The sequence below is a fragment of the Phenylobacterium sp. genome (assembly GCF_013911965.1).
Lineage (GTDB): Bacteria > Pseudomonadota > Alphaproteobacteria > Caulobacterales > Caulobacteraceae > Phenylobacterium.
On the sequence record NZ_JACESE010000001.1, the window covers coordinates 267551 to 282720 of the forward strand.

The 15170-nt window shown below is 72.2% G+C and carries 16 protein-coding genes and 1 tRNA gene; all 17 read right to left on the minus strand.

The genetic code is table 11. From position 1 onward, the window contains the following. Position 1: 1 nt before the first annotated feature. Positions 2-592 carry a hypothetical protein gene (locus H2041_RS01290; RefSeq protein WP_293408596.1) on the minus strand — a complete coding sequence of 197 codons (591 nt, stop codon included), beginning with the start codon at positions 590-592 and terminating at the stop codon, positions 2-4. A 35-nt stretch (positions 593-627) separates the two neighbouring features. Beyond that, positions 628-1056: a hypothetical protein gene (locus H2041_RS01295; RefSeq protein WP_293408598.1), complete on the minus strand. Its 429-nt coding sequence runs from the start codon at positions 1054-1056 to the stop codon at positions 628-630. Positions 1057-1059: 3 nt separating this feature from the next. Then, positions 1060-1386 (minus strand): hypothetical protein, encoded by a 327-nt coding sequence (locus tag H2041_RS01300; protein ID WP_293408600.1) that lies wholly within the window; start codon positions 1384-1386, stop codon positions 1060-1062. Further along, entirely contained in the window at positions 1383-2252 is an 870-nt protein-coding gene (locus H2041_RS01305) for a hypothetical protein (protein WP_293408603.1), read from the minus strand. The genes H2041_RS01300 and H2041_RS01305 overlap by 4 nt, the downstream gene beginning before the upstream one ends. Before the next feature lie 2 nt (positions 2253-2254). After that, on the minus strand, positions 2255-3811 hold the full coding sequence (locus tag H2041_RS01310; RefSeq protein WP_293408605.1) for a hypothetical protein: 1557 nt from the start codon (positions 3809-3811) through the stop codon (positions 2255-2257). Further along, a complete protein-coding gene (locus H2041_RS01315; protein WP_293408607.1) occupies positions 3808-8586 on the minus strand; it encodes a tape measure protein in 4779 nt (1592 codons plus the stop codon). The genes H2041_RS01310 and H2041_RS01315 overlap by 4 nt, the downstream gene beginning before the upstream one ends. Next, positions 8583-8900: a DUF1799 domain-containing protein gene (locus H2041_RS01320; protein WP_293408609.1), complete on the minus strand. Its 318-nt coding sequence runs from the start codon at positions 8898-8900 to the stop codon at positions 8583-8585. Before H2041_RS01320 ends, H2041_RS01315 begins: the two co-directional genes overlap by 4 nt. A gap of 98 nt (positions 8901-8998) precedes the next feature. Beyond that, entirely contained in the window at positions 8999-9340 is a 342-nt protein-coding gene (locus H2041_RS01325; protein WP_293408612.1) for a hypothetical protein, read from the minus strand. Between the two features lie 94 nt (positions 9341-9434). Continuing rightward, entirely contained in the window at positions 9435-10367 is a 933-nt protein-coding gene (locus tag H2041_RS01330) for a hypothetical protein (protein WP_293408614.1), read from the minus strand. Position 10368: 1 nt separating this feature from the next. After that, positions 10369-10602: a hypothetical protein gene (locus tag H2041_RS01335; protein ID WP_293408616.1), complete on the minus strand. Its 234-nt coding sequence runs from the start codon at positions 10600-10602 to the stop codon at positions 10369-10371. Next, a complete protein-coding gene (locus H2041_RS01340) occupies positions 10599-11036 on the minus strand; it encodes a hypothetical protein (protein ID WP_293408618.1) in 438 nt (145 codons plus the stop codon). The genes H2041_RS01335 and H2041_RS01340 overlap by 4 nt, the downstream gene beginning before the upstream one ends. Then, complete coding sequence (locus tag H2041_RS01345) at positions 11036-11551, minus strand: phage virion morphogenesis protein (RefSeq protein WP_293408621.1); 516 nt, start codon at positions 11549-11551, stop codon at positions 11036-11038. Before H2041_RS01345 ends, H2041_RS01340 begins: the two co-directional genes overlap by 1 nt. Beyond that, complete coding sequence (locus H2041_RS01350) at positions 11548-11991, minus strand: phage protein Gp36 family protein (protein WP_293408624.1); 444 nt, start codon at positions 11989-11991, stop codon at positions 11548-11550. Before H2041_RS01350 ends, H2041_RS01345 begins: the two co-directional genes overlap by 4 nt. 226 nt (positions 11992-12217) lie before the next feature. Next, positions 12218-12293 (minus strand) — tRNA-Met (locus H2041_RS01355). Between the two features lie 384 nt (positions 12294-12677). Continuing rightward, a complete protein-coding gene (locus H2041_RS01360) occupies positions 12678-13613 on the minus strand; it encodes a hypothetical protein (protein WP_293408626.1) in 936 nt (311 codons plus the stop codon). Between the two features lie 45 nt (positions 13614-13658). Continuing rightward, positions 13659-14039 carry a capsid cement protein gene (locus H2041_RS01365; RefSeq protein ID WP_293408628.1) on the minus strand — a complete coding sequence of 127 codons (381 nt, stop codon included), beginning with the start codon at positions 14037-14039 and terminating at the stop codon, positions 13659-13661. A 19-nt stretch (positions 14040-14058) separates the two neighbouring features. Then, positions 14059-15162 carry a hypothetical protein gene (locus H2041_RS01370; RefSeq protein WP_293408630.1) on the minus strand — a complete coding sequence of 368 codons (1104 nt, stop codon included), beginning with the start codon at positions 15160-15162 and terminating at the stop codon, positions 14059-14061. Between the last annotated feature and the right edge of the window lie 8 nt (positions 15163-15170).

The window sequence follows — 15170 nt, forward strand, 5'->3', positions numbered from 1 at the left end:
GTCAGTCGAGCCTCACGATGATGATCTCGCCATTGCCGCCGGCCTGGCAGGGATTGTTGTTGTTGAGGGAGCCGCCGGCCCCGACGCCGGCGACCGTGTCGGCCGGATTGGTGGGTGGGCCGTCGCCGCCCTTCAGGCCGTCAAGCCCGGGCGCGCCGGCCCCGCCGTTGACGGAAGGGCTGGCCGCGCCGCCGTCTGCGCCCAGGCCAGGCTGGCCGCCGGCCGAGCCGGCGAGGTTCAGGTCGCCGCCTTCGGCCACGCCGCCTTGGCCGACCAGGCCGCCGGCCGGCTGCCCGCCCTTGCCGCCACGCACCACCCGGCCGTCGGCGAAGGTCGCCGTGGTGTCGGTCGCCGTGTTCAGCGCGCCGCGGCCGATCGCCAGGACGACGGCTTCGCCGGCCAGGACGTGGCGGGTGACTACGGCGAGCCCGCCCGACCCGCCGCCGCTCGGCACGGTGTTCAGCGCCCAACCGCCCGGGCCGCGCACATAGAACTTCCAGCGGCCCGTCGCCGGGCAGACCCAGGTCGCCGCCCCCGGCCCGAACCGGAAGACGGCGACGCTGAGCGCCTGGCCAGAACGGCTGGCGTTCATGCGCTGGGAAACGCGCCGGGAGCGCAAACTCCGCATCAGGCGGCCTCGACCTGGAACTCTTCGATCTCGGCGTCGAAGACGATGCCGGCCGCCAGCTGGACGCCGATGGCCACCCAGATCTGGTCGCCGGCCTGGCACTTCAGCGGCACCGAGTCCGACCAGCCGAGATCGGTCTCGATGATGTGGGCCGTCGCGGTGAGGTTGGCCGCGTTCATGGTGCGCGCCCTGATCAGCTGGGCCACGGTCGGCGCGGCGGGCTTCACGCGGTAGACGGCCAGCCGCGTGGCCGTGACGGTCCCCCGCGGATTGGCGGTGATCTTGGTGATCAGGGCGCCGCCATCGCCGGCTTCGTAGAGCAGGACCGCGTCGTCCACATTGGCGTCGTCAGCTTTGGCGGCCGTGCAGATCGCCTGGGCGGTCTTGATCGCCTGGGGATAGGGGATGTCGTTGACTTTGAGGGCCATGGGTCAGCTCACCGAGAGGCAGAAGAGGAACTTGGCCCGGCGCTCGAGCGCGTCGATCCGGGCGGGGTCGATGGCGGCGGCGAAGCCGGCGGCCTCGTCGGCCGAGGCTTGGGCAGCGCCGGCGGCAAGGGCCGCGGCCTGGGCGTTGCCTTCGACGGAGAGGACCAGGTTCACCGCGCTGGCGATGTCGCTGGCCACCGCGCCCACGTCGGCCAGGGCGGCCGGGAAGTTGGTCACGTGGCCGTTGCCGGCCAGGCCGCCGGGATTGGCCGGCGAGATCAGACCGGAGTTGTAGTAGCCGTCGGCCAGGCGCTCGAGGGCGGTGCTCATGCCAGGATCTCGCTGAAGGTGGCGGCCAGCTGGTGGGCGTGCTCGTAGGTGAAGCGCGGCCCGGGCGGCTGCTCGAAGTTGGCGGGGAAGGTCTCGCGCACCCGCGTCGGCTCATGGTCGGCGTCAGGCATGAAGATGACCGGGCGCGTCACCCGCACCCGCGCCGCGGCGTCGAACCAGCGATAGGCCTCGGTCGTCGTCAGGCCGGCATAGGTGACGGCGAGCTGCCGGCGCGGATCGCGCTCCTCGTTGAAGCGACGGCCAGACGGCCCTTCCTCGACCTGGTCGCGGGCCTTGAGCGTCAGGCTGCGGCCGCGCTCGTAGTTGAAGGCCGGCGACCAGCTGGACGCGATCCAGAGGCCGCCGAGGTCGAACCAGCCGTCGGGATGGGTGACGTCGTCGATCTCGATCCGGACCGCCGCGGCCAGCACCGGCTCGGGCGTGATCCAGAGATGCCGCGGGAAGAGGTCGATCTCCTCCTCCGTGATCTGGCCCGTCCACCAGTTGGACGCTTCCCATTCGAGCGCCGCGGAGTCGAAGAGCCGGCCGTAGACGTCGGTCCAGTCCGTCTGCAGGGCGGGCTCATCCCAGGTCCCGCCGACGCCGCGCACCGTCAGGCGGAAACGGGCCGCGAGGCTCAGCGTGTGGAAGAGCAGCGCCAGGAAGTTGATCGCCCGCGGCGCGGCCAGCTCCGCCTCGAACCAGCAGCTCTCCAGGTCGGTGGCGTCGAGCTGGCGGGACGGGGCGGCCACATAGCGGTCGTCAGTGGTCAGGTTGGTCAGCGGAAGATCCGTCGACCAGGTCGAGCCGCCGGTCAGCGTCGCCGTCCTGGCCAGGTTGATGTCGGTGATCTTGCCCAGCGCCATGGTCAGCCCCACAGCGTCCAGACGACGCGGTCGCGGCCAGGCCGGAACAGCTCCTCGCCGATCAGCACGAAGCGCTCATCGATGCCGCGCGGCGGATAGACCAGGCGCACCGTGGCGCCCAGCGGCACGGCCAGGACATCGGCGTCGAGCTGCAGGGTCACTCGGTACTGCTGCCGCGGCTGGCCGTCGGGGCGCAGGCCGAAGAGGACGAGCAGCTGGTCGGCCAGGGCTTGGGCGGCCGCCTCCTGGCGCAGGGCCGTCGTGACCTCGAGCTTGCGCCAGGTCGAAGGCCGCCGCGCCTTCAGCTCGGCGTCGGAGGCGGTCGCCCAGCGGTGCTCTTCGGCCAGGGCGGCTTCGGTGGCGGTGTCCCGCAACACCGGCGCCAGGTCGCCGCGGGAGAAAGTGGTGTAGATCCGGCCCCACCCCACGCGGGCCTCGGCCACCGGCAGCGGCGCGGCCTCATCGCCGGCCAGCGCCACGACCTGGTCGGCCTCGATGGCGAAGGTCTCGGCCGCCGCCGGCGGGCCGAAGAGGATGGCCTGCCAGACGCCCAGGCGGTCGGGCAGCAGGGCGGCCGGGACGGAGCGGGCGATCGCGGCAGCCGCATCGGACGTCCGCACGCCATCATTGGCCCAGATGCCCACCACGGCGTCGTGCGCGAGGCCGGCGATCGACTCGCCGATCCGCTCGGCCGCCACGCCCGCGCGGGCCAGTAGGCGGGCGAGCACGAGGCCGGCGGTTTCGACATAGCCGCCTTCGGCGTCGCCCTTCAGGCCGAAGGTGACTGTGCCGACGGGGTCGCCGTTGAGCTTCAGGAGGCCGCGCGACAGGTCGGTGACATAGGACGCCGCCGCCGGCAGGGCCGCATCGAAGGCCCCGCCCGCCAGATCGCCCTGGTCGGCATAGCCAGCCGCGCCGCCGCGGTCGAAGATCTGCTCGGATCCGGCCGCCAGCCCGTCGTGCAGCTGGTAGACGCGCGCGCCGGCATTGACCTGAGGGGCCGGCAGGTGGGCGTCGCGAAGATCTCCGAGCGCCAGCGGCTTGGCCCGGCCCTTCAGCCCGTCGGCCGCGCCCTCGTAGAGAACGCCGGCCTCGCCGTTCGTGCCGGCATAGGTCTCCGGATTGGCGGCGCGATCGAGCTCGATCCGCGCGTCGTAGAGGGCGATGCGGGCGCGCGACGGCGCGCTCGAGCTCACGCCCATGGTGGGGGCCGTGGCTTCGCCGGCGAACACGGGGACGGCCGTGGCGAAGTCTGAGCCCGCCTCCCAGCGCCAGACCCGCACGCCGCCCCAGCTGTGGCCACGATAGGCGTCCAGGCCGCCGTCGGCGTTGGCCAGCGTCATGACGCCCAGGCCGATGCCGGGCGAGAGCGAGGCGAGATCCTCGAAGAGGTCCCGGCGCAGGCTGGGCGGCTCGATCAGCCGGTCGTCCCAGGCGGTGTTCGGCCGAAGGCTGTCGTTCGGCCCGAACGGCCGCACGGCGCGGTCGGCGAACCGCAGGGTGTGGGCCTGGCCCTCCGGGCTCGTCAGGTCCACCTCGACCAGGATCACCGCGCTCATCTTGCCACCGCCGTTTTCAGGTAGGCGTTGCCGAGCCGCGTCTCGGTCGTCAGGTCGGCGACGCTGAAGGCCAGGCTGGCCATTGCGCCCTCAGTGGCGGTCAGCCGCTCGTCCATGACCGCCGGCAGGGCTTCGGCGGCCGCTCGAAGGGCCTTCAAGTCCTCCGTGAGCGCCCCATGATGGCGGTCGAGGACCGCGACGATGGCGCTGCGCAGCTCCACCAGGGCGGCCAGGTGCCGGTCGGTCTGCTGGCCCGCCGTATCTGCATAGAGCTGGCCGAGCGTCGGCAGGTTGACCACCAGCACGGGCGCCGCGGCCGAGGCGTCGTCGTTGGCCGGGTTCATCACCGCCAGGGCGGTGTTGGCCGAGATCTGGCTGAGCAGGGCCTGCAGCTCGCCCATGCCGGCGATCGTCGCTGGGGCAGCGGCCGAGGACGGCGCGGTGTAGTCGATCAGGCCGCCGACCTCGCCGCGCACGCGGTTGACCAGGGCCAGCCGATCCTGGGCCGAGAGCGTCGCCTCCCGGTCGGCCGAGAGCAGGCGGTCGGCATAGGCGGTCAGGTTCCCCAGCGCGTCGGTGTCCCCCATGCGGGCGGCGCGATAGACCTCCTCGTACTGCCGCAGCGCCTCGGCCCGCTCGGCCTGGGGCGACAGCTCGGCGAAGTCGGAGACGGCGAGTTGGTCGATCCACTGCTGCAGGCGCGGCGCCATGCGGGCGAAGGCCTCGGCCGTCTCGTCCGCCGCGCTCTTCAGCTCGCCGAAGACGTTGGCCAGCTCCAGTTGGCGGAGCAGCTCCAGCTGCTGCAGGACGTCGGGCGACAGGGCGCCCTGGGCGATCAGCGCCTCGGCCTCGGCCCGCATCTGGGCGATCTCGTCCTCGACTCGCTTGACCTTGAAGCCCTGGGGGTTGGTCAGCTCCAGGATGCGGTCCTCGATGGAGGTGCGCAGGCCTGCGGCCCGCTCCAGGGCCTCGCTGGCGCTGTCGGCCGCCTCGCCCAGGCGCTCGAGCGCGTCTTCCACCTGCAGGTCGCGCAGCTGGTCGATCTTGGTCAGGACGTCGCCGCTGACCAGGCCGGCGGTGATCAGCTCGTCCGCCTGGGCCTTCAGCGCCTGGTAGCTGGCCTCGATCGCCGCCAGCGCCTGCTTGCGCTCGAACTCGGCCGGGTTGGTCAGCTGCAGAATGGCGTCTTCGACCGACTCCGCGATGCTCCGGCCCGCGGCGATCTTGGTGGCGGCCTCTTCCAAGCTCTCAGCCTGCAGCACCACGCGCTTCTCGGCCTCAGAGAGGTCCGACGCGCCAGCCTCGATGGCGCGGATGATGGTGGCCCGCACGATCTCGGCCGCCAGCGCTTCCGGATCGTCGTAGTTGGAGAACTGAGCGCCGGTGTTGAACCCACCGCCGTCGCCGCCGAAATAGCCCTGGCCCAGCCTGCCGGTGTTCTTCCCTTGAACGTAGCCGATGGAGGTCGGGCCGCTGAACTGGGTCAGATCCAGCTTGAAGAGGTCCGCGGCGGCGTTGAGGCTCTGCACGATCGCCTGGGCGGCCGTGTTCATCTCCGACAACGGACCGTCGTCCAGTTCCTGCCCGCCCGTGACGGCGAACTGCCCATCCCGGACGCCGATGTCCGCCCGGGCATAGGGTCGCTTATCGTCCTTGAAGAGAGACCCGAGCGCCAGGCCAGCGATCGCGCCAATGGGCCCGAGGACAGCGGCGCTCATCATCATGGTGCCGAGGCCGCCAGCCAGCGCTGCACTCGCACCAAGGGCTGTAGCGGCATTGGCGACGCCAGCGCCAATCCAGCCGCCCGCCATGGTTCCGGCGAGTGCTCCGCCAGCGAGCGAGCCAGCGGTTGATAGGCCGAGGTCTAGGTTCTGATTCCCACTCCCGAGACCCATCGATTGGCCGATGGCAGACCCCACGGACTGACCAGCAATCGTGTTGCCGAGTAGCCTGCCAATGTCGGCGCCTTTGAGCCCGCCGATGGCCTGAGACAGGCCGCTGACCTCGCCCACGACGGCATTGATAATCAGCTCGATCGGCTCAGCCAGCAGCGAGTCATAGACCGCCTCGCGCAGCTTGCGCTCGGCATAGTCGGCGATCTGGTCGAAGCCGATCTCGCCCGACTCGATGAAGGCCGCGCGGAGATCTTCCTTCAGGCGGCCGATGGCCTGGGCCGACTCCTCTTCCTCCAGCTCGCGGCCGGCGAGGATGCGGGCGCGGATCTTCGCCTCCTCCTCGGTGAGACCGTTCATCTCGATCTGCTGGCGCAGCAGGATGTCGCGCGCGCGGCGCTCGATCTCGCGCTCGCGCACCGTCATGCGGGCGAGGTTCAGCTCGCGCTGGCGCTCCTCGTTGGCGGCGGCGAGGTCGCCGACGACGCGCTCCTCGTAGAGGGCCTCAGCCTTCTCCCGCAGCAGGGCGATCTGCTCGGCCGTGAGGGTGGTGCCGTGGCGCTCCAGCTCCTGGCGGACGAACTCTTCCTTCTGCCAGGCCAGGGTGGCCTTGATGCCGCCCTCGATCGCCTCGGTCCGCGCCCGCTCGGCCGCGATGCGGCGGTCCAGGTCCTGAACGGCGCCCGCCACCCGCTGGGCCTTGTCGGTGGCGATGGCCTGGCGCTCGCGCGCCTCGGCCGCAGCGACCGCCGCGGCGGCGGCCTCCCGCTGGGCGCCGGAGAGTTCGCCCAGGCTCGTGACGCCCAGGTCCATCAGGACGCGCAGGCCCGCCTCCTTGACGGCCAGCGCCTCAAGCGCGGCCTCGCCCTGGGCCGCGGCCACGGACCGCTCCTCGAGGAGCTTCGTCTCCACCTTCAGCTGGGCGGCGATCTCGCGGGCGCGTTCGAGGCGGCGTTCGGCGGCGCGATCGGCCTTGCTGTCCTCAGCTGACCCGCCGCCGCCGTCGGCCGGCGGTCTCGGGGGCGCGAACGAGGCCGTGTCCCGCGCGATGGCTTCCTGCGCCAAGGCGGCGAGCTTGTCGGCCTCCGACTGCCGCTGGGCGATCTTGGCTTGCAGCGCCGCGACCGCTGGATCTTCCACCATGGAGGCCTTGGCCTCGGCGACGATGTCGGCCGGCAGCCCCGCCTCTCCCGCGCTGGCCGCCAGCAGGCCCATTGAGCGACTGCGGGTGCGCTCGGCCTCCTTCCGAAGGTCGGCGACGTCGGCTTGGGCGTCGGCGTGCCGGAGCAAAAGCTGGTTGACGAGGGCGTTCTTCGCCTGTGCGGCGACATAGGCGTACTTGTCGCCCAGGCCCGCGAGGGAGAACGCCAGGTCTTCGGTTGGTTTGACCGACTTGCCGGATTCGGACCCGAACTTGGCCAGCGCCTCGGCCGCGTCGAGGCCGGCCGCCTCGGCCTCGGCCAACGCGAGGCCGATCTGCAGAGACCGATCTTCGAAGGCCGCGCCCTCCTTTTGTGCGGCGGCCATCCGGTCCATCAGCCACCAGACCACGCCGCCGGCGGCGGTGAAGGCGATGCCCCACGGCCCGCCCAGCAGCCCCACAATGCCGCTCGCCGCGGCATTGAAGCCCTGCATGCCCGGCGTGGCGTTGCGGGAGGCGAGCGCGAGCTGCGCTTTGGCAGCCGCGAGGCGCTGGGTCTGGGTGGTGCTGGCCACCAGGGCCGGAACGGCGCGGATCTCGGCTTGAATCTGCGCGACCGTCGCCGCGGCGGCCTCCCGGGTGGCCATCGCCTCGGCCCGCGCGGCGGCCGTCTTGCGCAGGATCTCCGTCGTGACGCCGGCGAGGTATCGGGCCAGCGTCAGCGTCGTCAGCGCGCCGGCGGCGAAGGTCACCGCCTCGATATGCTCCACCAGGAAGGCGGCGGCCTCGGCGGCCGTGCCGAAGGCCTCGCCCAGGGTCTGGCCCAGCTCGCGGGCGGCGGCCAGGGTCTCCGGGTCCTGGATCTCGGCGTTAAAGGCGGCCAGGCCTTCGGTCATGCCGGTCAGGAAGCCCTCGCCGCCGGCGGCGCTGAGATCGAATAGCGCGGTCTTGGTGGCGGCCATCTCCCGGCGCGCCAGCCCGAGCGGGGTGATCATCTGCGCTTGGACGGCCTCGCCGAACTCGCTGCGCAGCTGCTGGGCGAACCTCGGCAGGAAGTCGCGGGCCAGCAGATCGCCGCTGGAGACCAGCTCGATAAAGGCCTCCGACGTCAGGCCCATGGCCCGGGCGGCGATCTGGGTCGCGCCGGGAATGGCCTCGGCCAGTTGGCCGCGCACCTCCTCCATGGAGACCACGCCCTTGGACGCGATCTGGCTGACGGCCTCGAGCGCGCGCTTCTGCTGCTCGGTGGAGCGGTTCAACGCCGTGCCGGCCTCCACCAGGCCGAGCCAGATCTCGCGCGTCGCCTCGCCGGCCAGCACGGTGCCGTTGGTGGCCCCGGCCAGGCTCATAAAGCCTTCCACCTGGTTCTGGACCACCAGGCCGAGCCGCTCCGACTCCTTGCGCAGGAAGGCGGTCTCGGCCGCCGCCCCTTGAGCGCCGCCGGCGACGGCCGACAGGCCGGTGGAGAAGCCCTGCGCCTGCTGCGCCGACTCCGACAGATGGCCGGCCAGCTCCCGCAGGCCCAGCGCCGCGAAGGCCGAGGCCAGACCCATGGCCGCCGTGCGGGCGCCGGTCGCCGAGCGTTCGAACCGGTCGGCCCCGGCCGCGGCGTTGGTAAGCCCGCCCTGGGCCGTGCGGCCCTTGGCCCCCACGCCCTCAAGGGCGCGCTCGGTCGACTGGGCGGCCGCGACGGCCCCCTTGGCGTCGCCGTCGATCCGCAGGCGGGCGCGAAGGTCGCTCATCGCTGCGCCGCCCGTTCTTCGCGCCAGGCGGCCAGGGCTTCGGCCTCCATCACCTGCAGGCGGCGGAAGTCGCCCGCGCCGATCTCGCCCAGGCCGGTCAGGGCGGCCGTCTCACGGATGACGCCGTAGTCGAGGCCGGTCTGCACCAGGCGCGCGGCGCTCATGGTCGAGAGGCTGGAGATCCGCCACTGGGTGGCCAGCGCCATGAAGAGCCGCACGGCGAGCGCGTTCTCACCGAACACCACGAAGGGCGCATCGGGCGCGGCCATGGCGGCGAAGGTCGCCGTGGCCTTGGCGCGGTCTGCGGGCGTCATGCCGAAGGCGGCGAGATCGGCGTCGAAGCCGTCGACCTCCGCAGGCGTCAGCTCGGTGGCGGTTCGGCGGCCGACGGCGAGCAGCCGCGCCGCCTCGGTCAGTTTTTTGCCGCCACCCCTTGGGCGAAGCGCGTATAGGCCCCGACCAGGCCGGCGCGCACATAGGGCCGGCCGAGCATCTGGGCGCGCAGCTCCGGCGTCAGCGTGGTCTCCTCGCTGGCCGCCAGGCCCAGCCAGAAGCCCTCGATCCAGGCATAGGGCCGCGAACCTTCCGCCGCCTCGGCCGTGAGCGCGGCGGTCTCCGCCTCGTCCAGCAGCTTGAAGCGGGCCATGAAGCTCTGCTCCACCGTCTCGCCACCGTCCGTCGGCACGCGGACGAGCACGGGCCAGTCCGCCTCGAGCGGCTGCCCGAGGGCCTGGAAGTCGAATTTCGCGCCCATGGATCATGATCTCCCTGCGGGGCTTGGGTTTGGTCGCAAAGAGCGCGCGGAGCAGTCGGCCCCGCGCGCCCAACTGGGCGAGGCGCGGCGGGCCTCAGGTCAGGACGAGCGAGATCTCGTCGTCGACCGACAGGCCCGAGGGCTTGGGCATCAGGTCGACCTCGCTCACATGCACGCCGCGATCGTCGGAGTAGGTCGGCATGCCGGTCTCGGCCTTGACGTTCAGCGTCAGGATCTGGCCGGCGACCGTCCCGTGCGTCAGGGCCAGCGTGGAGAGCGTGTTGGCCAGGCGCAGGGCCTCGAAGTTCAGGTCGTCGGGCGAGAGCGAGGAGACCCGCAGGCGGCCGCTCCAGGTCCGCGCGCCTACCAGGTCCACCGACTTCTGGTTCGGGCGGTCGCTGAAAAGGACGTTGTCGCTCTGCTCGAGCGTCAGGCTGCGCAGCGGCGGCTCGATCGCGCCGATCGAGAACAGGGTCGAGCCCTGCGAAACCGGCTTCAGGTCCTTCCAGCCGGTGAAGTCGGCGTCGCCATGGACGAGCGGCTCGCCGGCGTCGACCGGCATCAGCAGGCCGCGCAGGGCGAAGTTGGCCAGCGGGCGCTGGCCCTCCTCGAAGGTGAAGCCGACGCGGCCGCGGGCGCCCACCAGCTGGTGGAGGTGGATGCCGTCGCGCCAGATCGGCGCGACCGAGGGGCTGGCGGCCGGGTCGGCGGCGAGGCTGTAGGTCACCGAGACGCCGGCGGCGATGGTCTCGGCCCAGCCGCACGCCTTGAACAGGGCGCCCCACTTGGGCGCGGTGCCGGCGGCGGCCGAGCCGCCCAGGGGCACGGAGAAGGTCAGCTCGGCATGTTCGCCGTAGCTGAAGCCGCGCACGCCGCCCAGGCCGGGCTTGGCCGGCGCGCCCGTGACCACCTGGCCGATCGGGCGGAAGGCGACGTTCTCGCCCCAGATCACGTCGGCGGCGGCCGCCGCGGCGCCCTCGCCGTAGTTGGCCTCGGCCTTGATGAGGAGAAGTTGGCGGTCGGCCATGTCAGGCGTCCTTCGCGGTCGGGGCCGGCGCGGCCGGCGGCGGGTTGGCGGGAGCCTCGGCCTTGGCCGCCGGCGGCGGCGCGGGCTCGAGCTGGGCTTGGATGTGCGCCGGCACGTCGGCGCCGGCGGCCTCGCAGGCCTGAGCGATCGCCCGGGCGCTGTCGGCCGGCAGACGCGGCGGCGCGGCGGGATTGACGAAGGTGCGCGCGGGCGCGGCGGACTTGCGGCGGCTCATGACTGGTGTCCGTAGGTGGCTTGGAAGGTCAGGCTGAACTCGAAGAGGTGGAGCCAGCGGCCGCCGTCCTGGCCGGCCGAGTACTGCAGCAGGCTCGAGCCGGCGTACTGGATGGGCGTGGCCGCCTCCGGCGGGCTCCAGCCTCGCAGGGCGGCCTTCAGCTGGTCGCGCGCGGGCTCGAACTGCTCGAAACCGCCAGGAAAGGTCAGGGCCAGCGTCACGGCGAAGCGCCAGCGCTCCGTCTGACTGACCATGAAGCTGGCCTCGGTGACCGGGTCGGCGCGGTCGGCGAGCGGCGTCACCAGGGCCGTGACGTCCGGCCCCAGCGCCAGCATCTCGGCGGCCTGGCGCGCATCGGTGCCGGTCTCAACCTGGATCAGGGCCGGGCAGCGCAGGCGAAGGCGCTCGGCGACGGCCTTGTAGAACCCCTCCATCAGGCTGCTCCCGACGCGGCGGCGCGCGCCAGGTGGTCGCCCACGATGTCGCCGATCGCCAGGCGGTCAGCGTCGGAGAGGCCGAGATAGGGCCGCGCCGGGATGGTCACGCTCTGCACCTGGACGAAGGCGCCACTGGCCAGGGTGAAGTTAAGCGCCTCGCCCTTGGCCGTGATCACGCCGCCGGTCTGGTGGATGGCGGCATAGTCGGCCGCGATGCCGCCCGCGCCGATCTCGACGGCGGAGTCGCCGTCCAGGCGGTAGTGGACGCTGTCGCGCAGGTAGGCGTTGCGCACAAGCGTCGGCTTGCCCGTGAGCTTGGAGGCCAGAGACTGCGGCCAGGCCGAGCCGTCCGGGGCGATGTTGGTCTCGAAGCGGTCGAGGGTGGAGCTTTCCAGCTCGGCCCCGATGTCGTCCATGACCGGGCGCAGGTTGGCCCCCAGTTCGCGCAGCGCCCGCAGGGCCGCGCCCGCGCCGGCGTCCTCGAGTTGGATCTCTATGGCGACGCCGCTCATCGGCCGCGCCCGAGATAGCTAGAGAGGCCGGCGTCGTCGAAGATCCGCGAGGGACCGGCATGCTGCACGCCCGAGCTGGTCGTCTGCGCCGGGACGTCCTCGCCCACCACACCGCCGCCCAGCACGGCGACGCCCTTGGCCACGTCGCGCGCCCAGGCGCGCCAACGGGACGCCGCCGCCTTCACCTGGTCACGGCCCTGCCGGTCGAGCGCCTCGCGGGCCAGCGCGATCGCGGCCTGGGTCGCCGTCGCCGGCGCGGGCGTGAGCGGCGTGGAGTAGCGGGACGCGAAATAGGTGTCGAGTTCGTCCGAGGCGTCGTCCAACGCCTGGCCGATCCGGCCGGCATCGTAGCCGGTTTCCGGAGGCGCGGCGCGGACCAGCGCGACGGCTTCGGCCTCGCTGACGCTCTCCACGAACTGCTGGACGGTGGCGTAGGCCATGGTCAGGCGTTCCGACGCCCCTTGGCCGCCTTGGGCTTGGAAGCGCCGGAGGCCTTCGCCTCCGGCTCCGCCGCACCCACCTGCGCCTCCGCAGGTGAAGCGTCCGGCTCGGCCGTGATGCCGGCGGCCGAGCCGTCCGAGGCGGCGACGTTGTCGGCCGCCTGGGGACCAAGCGGCTCAGCCGCACTCCCGGACGCCGGCGCGTCCGCGGTCCCTTCGGAAAAGTTGGGAGCGGGGGCGGGACTCGAACCCGCGACCTCCTGGTTATGAGCCAGGTGAGCTGCCAGCTGCTCTACCCCGCTGGAATTGTCGCCGCCGGCGATAGCCCAGGCGCGGAGCGTCAGCTCGTGAAGCCGGCCGCCGAGGCTCTCCAGGCCCGCGAAGGCGGCCCGCAGCCGCTCATGGACGAGGGCGGCGACGGCGTCGGCCTCGCTCTCGACGGTGATCAAGACCGCTTCGAGGACAGGCTGAAGGCCGATCAGACCCTCTTCGACGTGGGCGAGGGCCGCCGCCAGGGCGGGCGGCGTCTCCGCCACATCGGCCCGCTCGGCCGTCCGGGCGGCGAGTCGGGCGTTCGCCAGCTCGAGGGGAATGTCGCCCTCGGGGCCGGCGGTCAGAACCGCGCCCTCGGCGTGCGTCACGCCGCCGAAGGTCAGGCCGATGTGGAGAAGACGGATCTGCATCGATCAGGCCGCGGCGATCGCGTCTTGGAAGAGGTAGCCGCAGTTGGGAGCGGTGATCAGCTCCTTGCGGCGATCTTCGACCTGGACGCGCAGCGAGCCCTCGATGCCGATCTTCGGCTCCGGGATTTCGCGGGTGGCGAACCGCTGGCCCATCGGCACGGTCATGCCGAACGTCATGCCGCGCTCGTTGTTGGCGAGCGGGTTGATGTACAGGAAGGCCGCGTGGTTGCCCCAGGCGCGCTGCAGGTTGACCGGCTGGCCCTTCTTGGCGGTGTTCACGCGCGCCGAGCCGATCAGGATCTTCTTGATCTCCAGCATGTCGGCCAGGTCCTGCAGGCGGGCCTTACCCACCGTGGACGCCGCCCCGTAGAGCTTGGTGATCAGCTTCGGATGGGTGGCGATCTTGTTCCACACCGACCGACCCATCACGCCCATGTTCGGGCGCATCAGCGGGATGTCCAGCGCGTCCCACATGGCCTGGAAGGGATCGGAGTCCGGGTCGGACCACTGATCGGCGCCGGCCAGCTGGGTCTTATGGCCGGCGGCGTAGGAGGCCGGCGCATGCACCAGGCCGGCGACGTCCACCTCGCGCCGCAGCACCATCAGCTCGGTGACGGTCTCGGTGGCGTGCGCCTTGGGGTCGTAACCCTGGGGCGCATTGTCGAGGTCCGACATCGGGATCAGGTCGGAGAGCGCGTGGGGAACGACCTTGGAGGTCTCCTCGGTCGCGCTGACCTCGATCGTGTTCGCCTCGGAGCGGCGGCCGATGCGGGTGTCGGGCACGGTCTGGCCCTCGCCCTCGGCGTAGCGGAGGTAGGTGAACTCCTCCGTCTTCACCGGCGAGGCGTAAGGCAGCACCTGGTCGGCGATCATCTCCTCGTTGGTGTAGGCGAGAGCGATGCCGGTCAGGGTGGGGTTGACGGGGAAGGGGCGGGCCATGGCGGCGAGATCCTGGATCGTTGAAGGAGTGGGAGCGGGCGCGCCTTAGGCGGGCGTGGTCTTCGAGCCGGGCGAGGCCAGGTACTCGGCGACGTCGCCGGCGACGTAGGAGCCCTGGACGATGCCGGCGGTCCGGCAGCTGGCGCCGGCGGCCGGCGCGGCGGTGACCGCCTTGCCGTTGGCGTCGGAGGTGATCTCCAGGCCCCGGGTCAGATTGCCGCCAGCCTCGACCTCGATGTGCGTGCCGAGCTGGTAGACGTCGACGATGTCGCCGGCGGCCTTGGCGCCCAGACTGTCGGAGACGCCGATGATCGCGTCGGTCGAGGCGGTGGCCTGCACGACCGTGCCTTCGGCGCTGAACTTGACGAAACGGCGCCCCGCGATCGCGGCGCCGGCGGTGAAGGGGGAAGCGGGAAGATTGCGCATGGTCTTTCCTTGCGCGGGCCTAGAGGCGCGCGGCGGCTTGTGAGGGGGAGAGGTGCTCGCCGCGGGCGGCAGCCTCGGCGATCAGCTCGCGGATGCGCGAGGCGATCTGCGGGGCCGCCATGGCGTCGGCGGGGTCGAACCCGTCGGGCCGGGCGAACTCGGCGAACTGGATGCTCACGCCCAGGCCGTCCAGCAGCTCGCGCAGCTCGGCGCGCGGATCGGCGCCAGCCTCGGCGAACTCCACGGTCGTGTCGCCGCCAAGGCGGGCGAACAGGGCCGCGGCGCGGTCGCGCTGCGCCGGCGGAAGCCGACCCTCGCTCACCAGGCCGTCCAGGAAGACGCCGTCCTCGGCGCGCGCGGCGGCGCGGTCGGCTTCGGCGAAGGCCGCCTCACGCTTGGCGACATCGGCCTCACGTGCGGCCAGCGCGGCTTCGCGATCGGCGTCCGCCTGCGGCGCATCGGCGCCGGGCTCACCGCCCTCGCTTGCGCTCGCCGAGATCGCCGGCGTCGTCTCCTGGCCCGTGGTCGGCTCCTGGCCGCCCTCGGCGAAGCCGGGCTGGGCGGGCTCACGCTCGATGTTGTCGATGGCGTAGCTCGGGATGACGCGGTCGGCGTCCTCGAGGCCGAACTTCTCGATGAAGAAGTCGCGGACGCCGCGCAGGATGTCCTTCACCCAGTAGCCGTCGGCCGCGCCGAAGGCGACGAAGCCGGCCTCTTCCTCGGAGAAGGCGGCCCGCAGGCCCTTCACGGACGGCGGGGTGGCGCCGAGATAGCCGATGTGGCGCAGATACCAGGTCCCGGGCTTGGGGTTCCGGGAGTCGTCCGGCGCATAGAAGGCGGCCGAGGTGTAGCGGTAGCGGCCGGCCTCGACGCCCTCGGCGAAGGCGGGATCGACCTTCTCGTACTCCGGCACCAGCGCGCCGGCCTCATCGACCCGCAGGCCCTTCACCCAGCCCCAGGCGGGATCGTCCATCTTCGGATGGCCGAGCACGATCGGCGCAGCCGACAGGGCCGGGTCATAGCTGGCGGCGATCTCGGCGACCTGGGCTTCGCTGAACTCGTAGACCTTGCCGTCCACGGCCCGGTGCTTGCCGGGTTTGAAGGCCTGGATCGATTGGAGCATGGGCGTGA

Bases quoted from the DNA above. Each gene is read 5' to 3' on its own strand.
- H2041_RS01290 (WP_293408596.1), bottom strand. From the start codon at position 592: ATGAACGCCAGCCGTTCTGGCCAGGCGCTCAGCGTCGCCGTCTTCCGG.
- H2041_RS01295 (WP_293408598.1), bottom strand. From the start codon at position 1,056: ATGGCCCTCAAAGTCAACGACATCCCCTATCCCCAGGCGATCAAGACC.
- H2041_RS01300 (WP_293408600.1), bottom strand. From the start codon at position 1,386: ATGAGCACCGCCCTCGAGCGCCTGGCCGACGGCTACTACAACTCCGGT.
- H2041_RS01305 (WP_293408603.1), bottom strand. From the start codon at position 2,252: ATGGCGCTGGGCAAGATCACCGACATCAACCTGGCCAGGACGGCGACG.
- H2041_RS01310 (WP_293408605.1), bottom strand. From the start codon at position 3,811: ATGAGCGCGGTGATCCTGGTCGAGGTGGACCTGACGAGCCCGGAGGGC.
- H2041_RS01315 (WP_293408607.1), bottom strand. From the start codon at position 8,586: ATGAGCGACCTTCGCGCCCGCCTGCGGATCGACGGCGACGCCAAGGGG.
- H2041_RS01320 (WP_293408609.1), bottom strand. From the start codon at position 8,900: ATGACGCCCGCAGACCGCGCCAAGGCCACGGCGACCTTCGCCGCCATG.
- H2041_RS01325 (WP_293408612.1), bottom strand. From the start codon at position 9,340: ATGGGCGCGAAATTCGACTTCCAGGCCCTCGGGCAGCCGCTCGAGGCG.
- H2041_RS01330 (WP_293408614.1), bottom strand. From the start codon at position 10,367: ATGGCCGACCGCCAACTTCTCCTCATCAAGGCCGAGGCCAACTACGGC.
- H2041_RS01335 (WP_293408616.1), bottom strand. From the start codon at position 10,602: ATGAGCCGCCGCAAGTCCGCCGCGCCCGCGCGCACCTTCGTCAATCCC.
- H2041_RS01340 (WP_293408618.1), bottom strand. From the start codon at position 11,036: ATGGAGGGGTTCTACAAGGCCGTCGCCGAGCGCCTTCGCCTGCGCTGC.
- H2041_RS01345 (WP_293408621.1), bottom strand. From the start codon at position 11,551: ATGAGCGGCGTCGCCATAGAGATCCAACTCGAGGACGCCGGCGCGGGC.
- H2041_RS01350 (WP_293408624.1), bottom strand. From the start codon at position 11,991: ATGGCCTACGCCACCGTCCAGCAGTTCGTGGAGAGCGTCAGCGAGGCC.
- H2041_RS01360 (WP_293408626.1), bottom strand. From the start codon at position 13,613: ATGGCCCGCCCCTTCCCCGTCAACCCCACCCTGACCGGCATCGCTCTC.
- H2041_RS01365 (WP_293408628.1), bottom strand. From the start codon at position 14,039: ATGCGCAATCTTCCCGCTTCCCCCTTCACCGCCGGCGCCGCGATCGCG.
- H2041_RS01370 (WP_293408630.1), bottom strand. From the start codon at position 15,162: ATGCTCCAATCGATCCAGGCCTTCAAACCCGGCAAGCACCGGGCCGTG.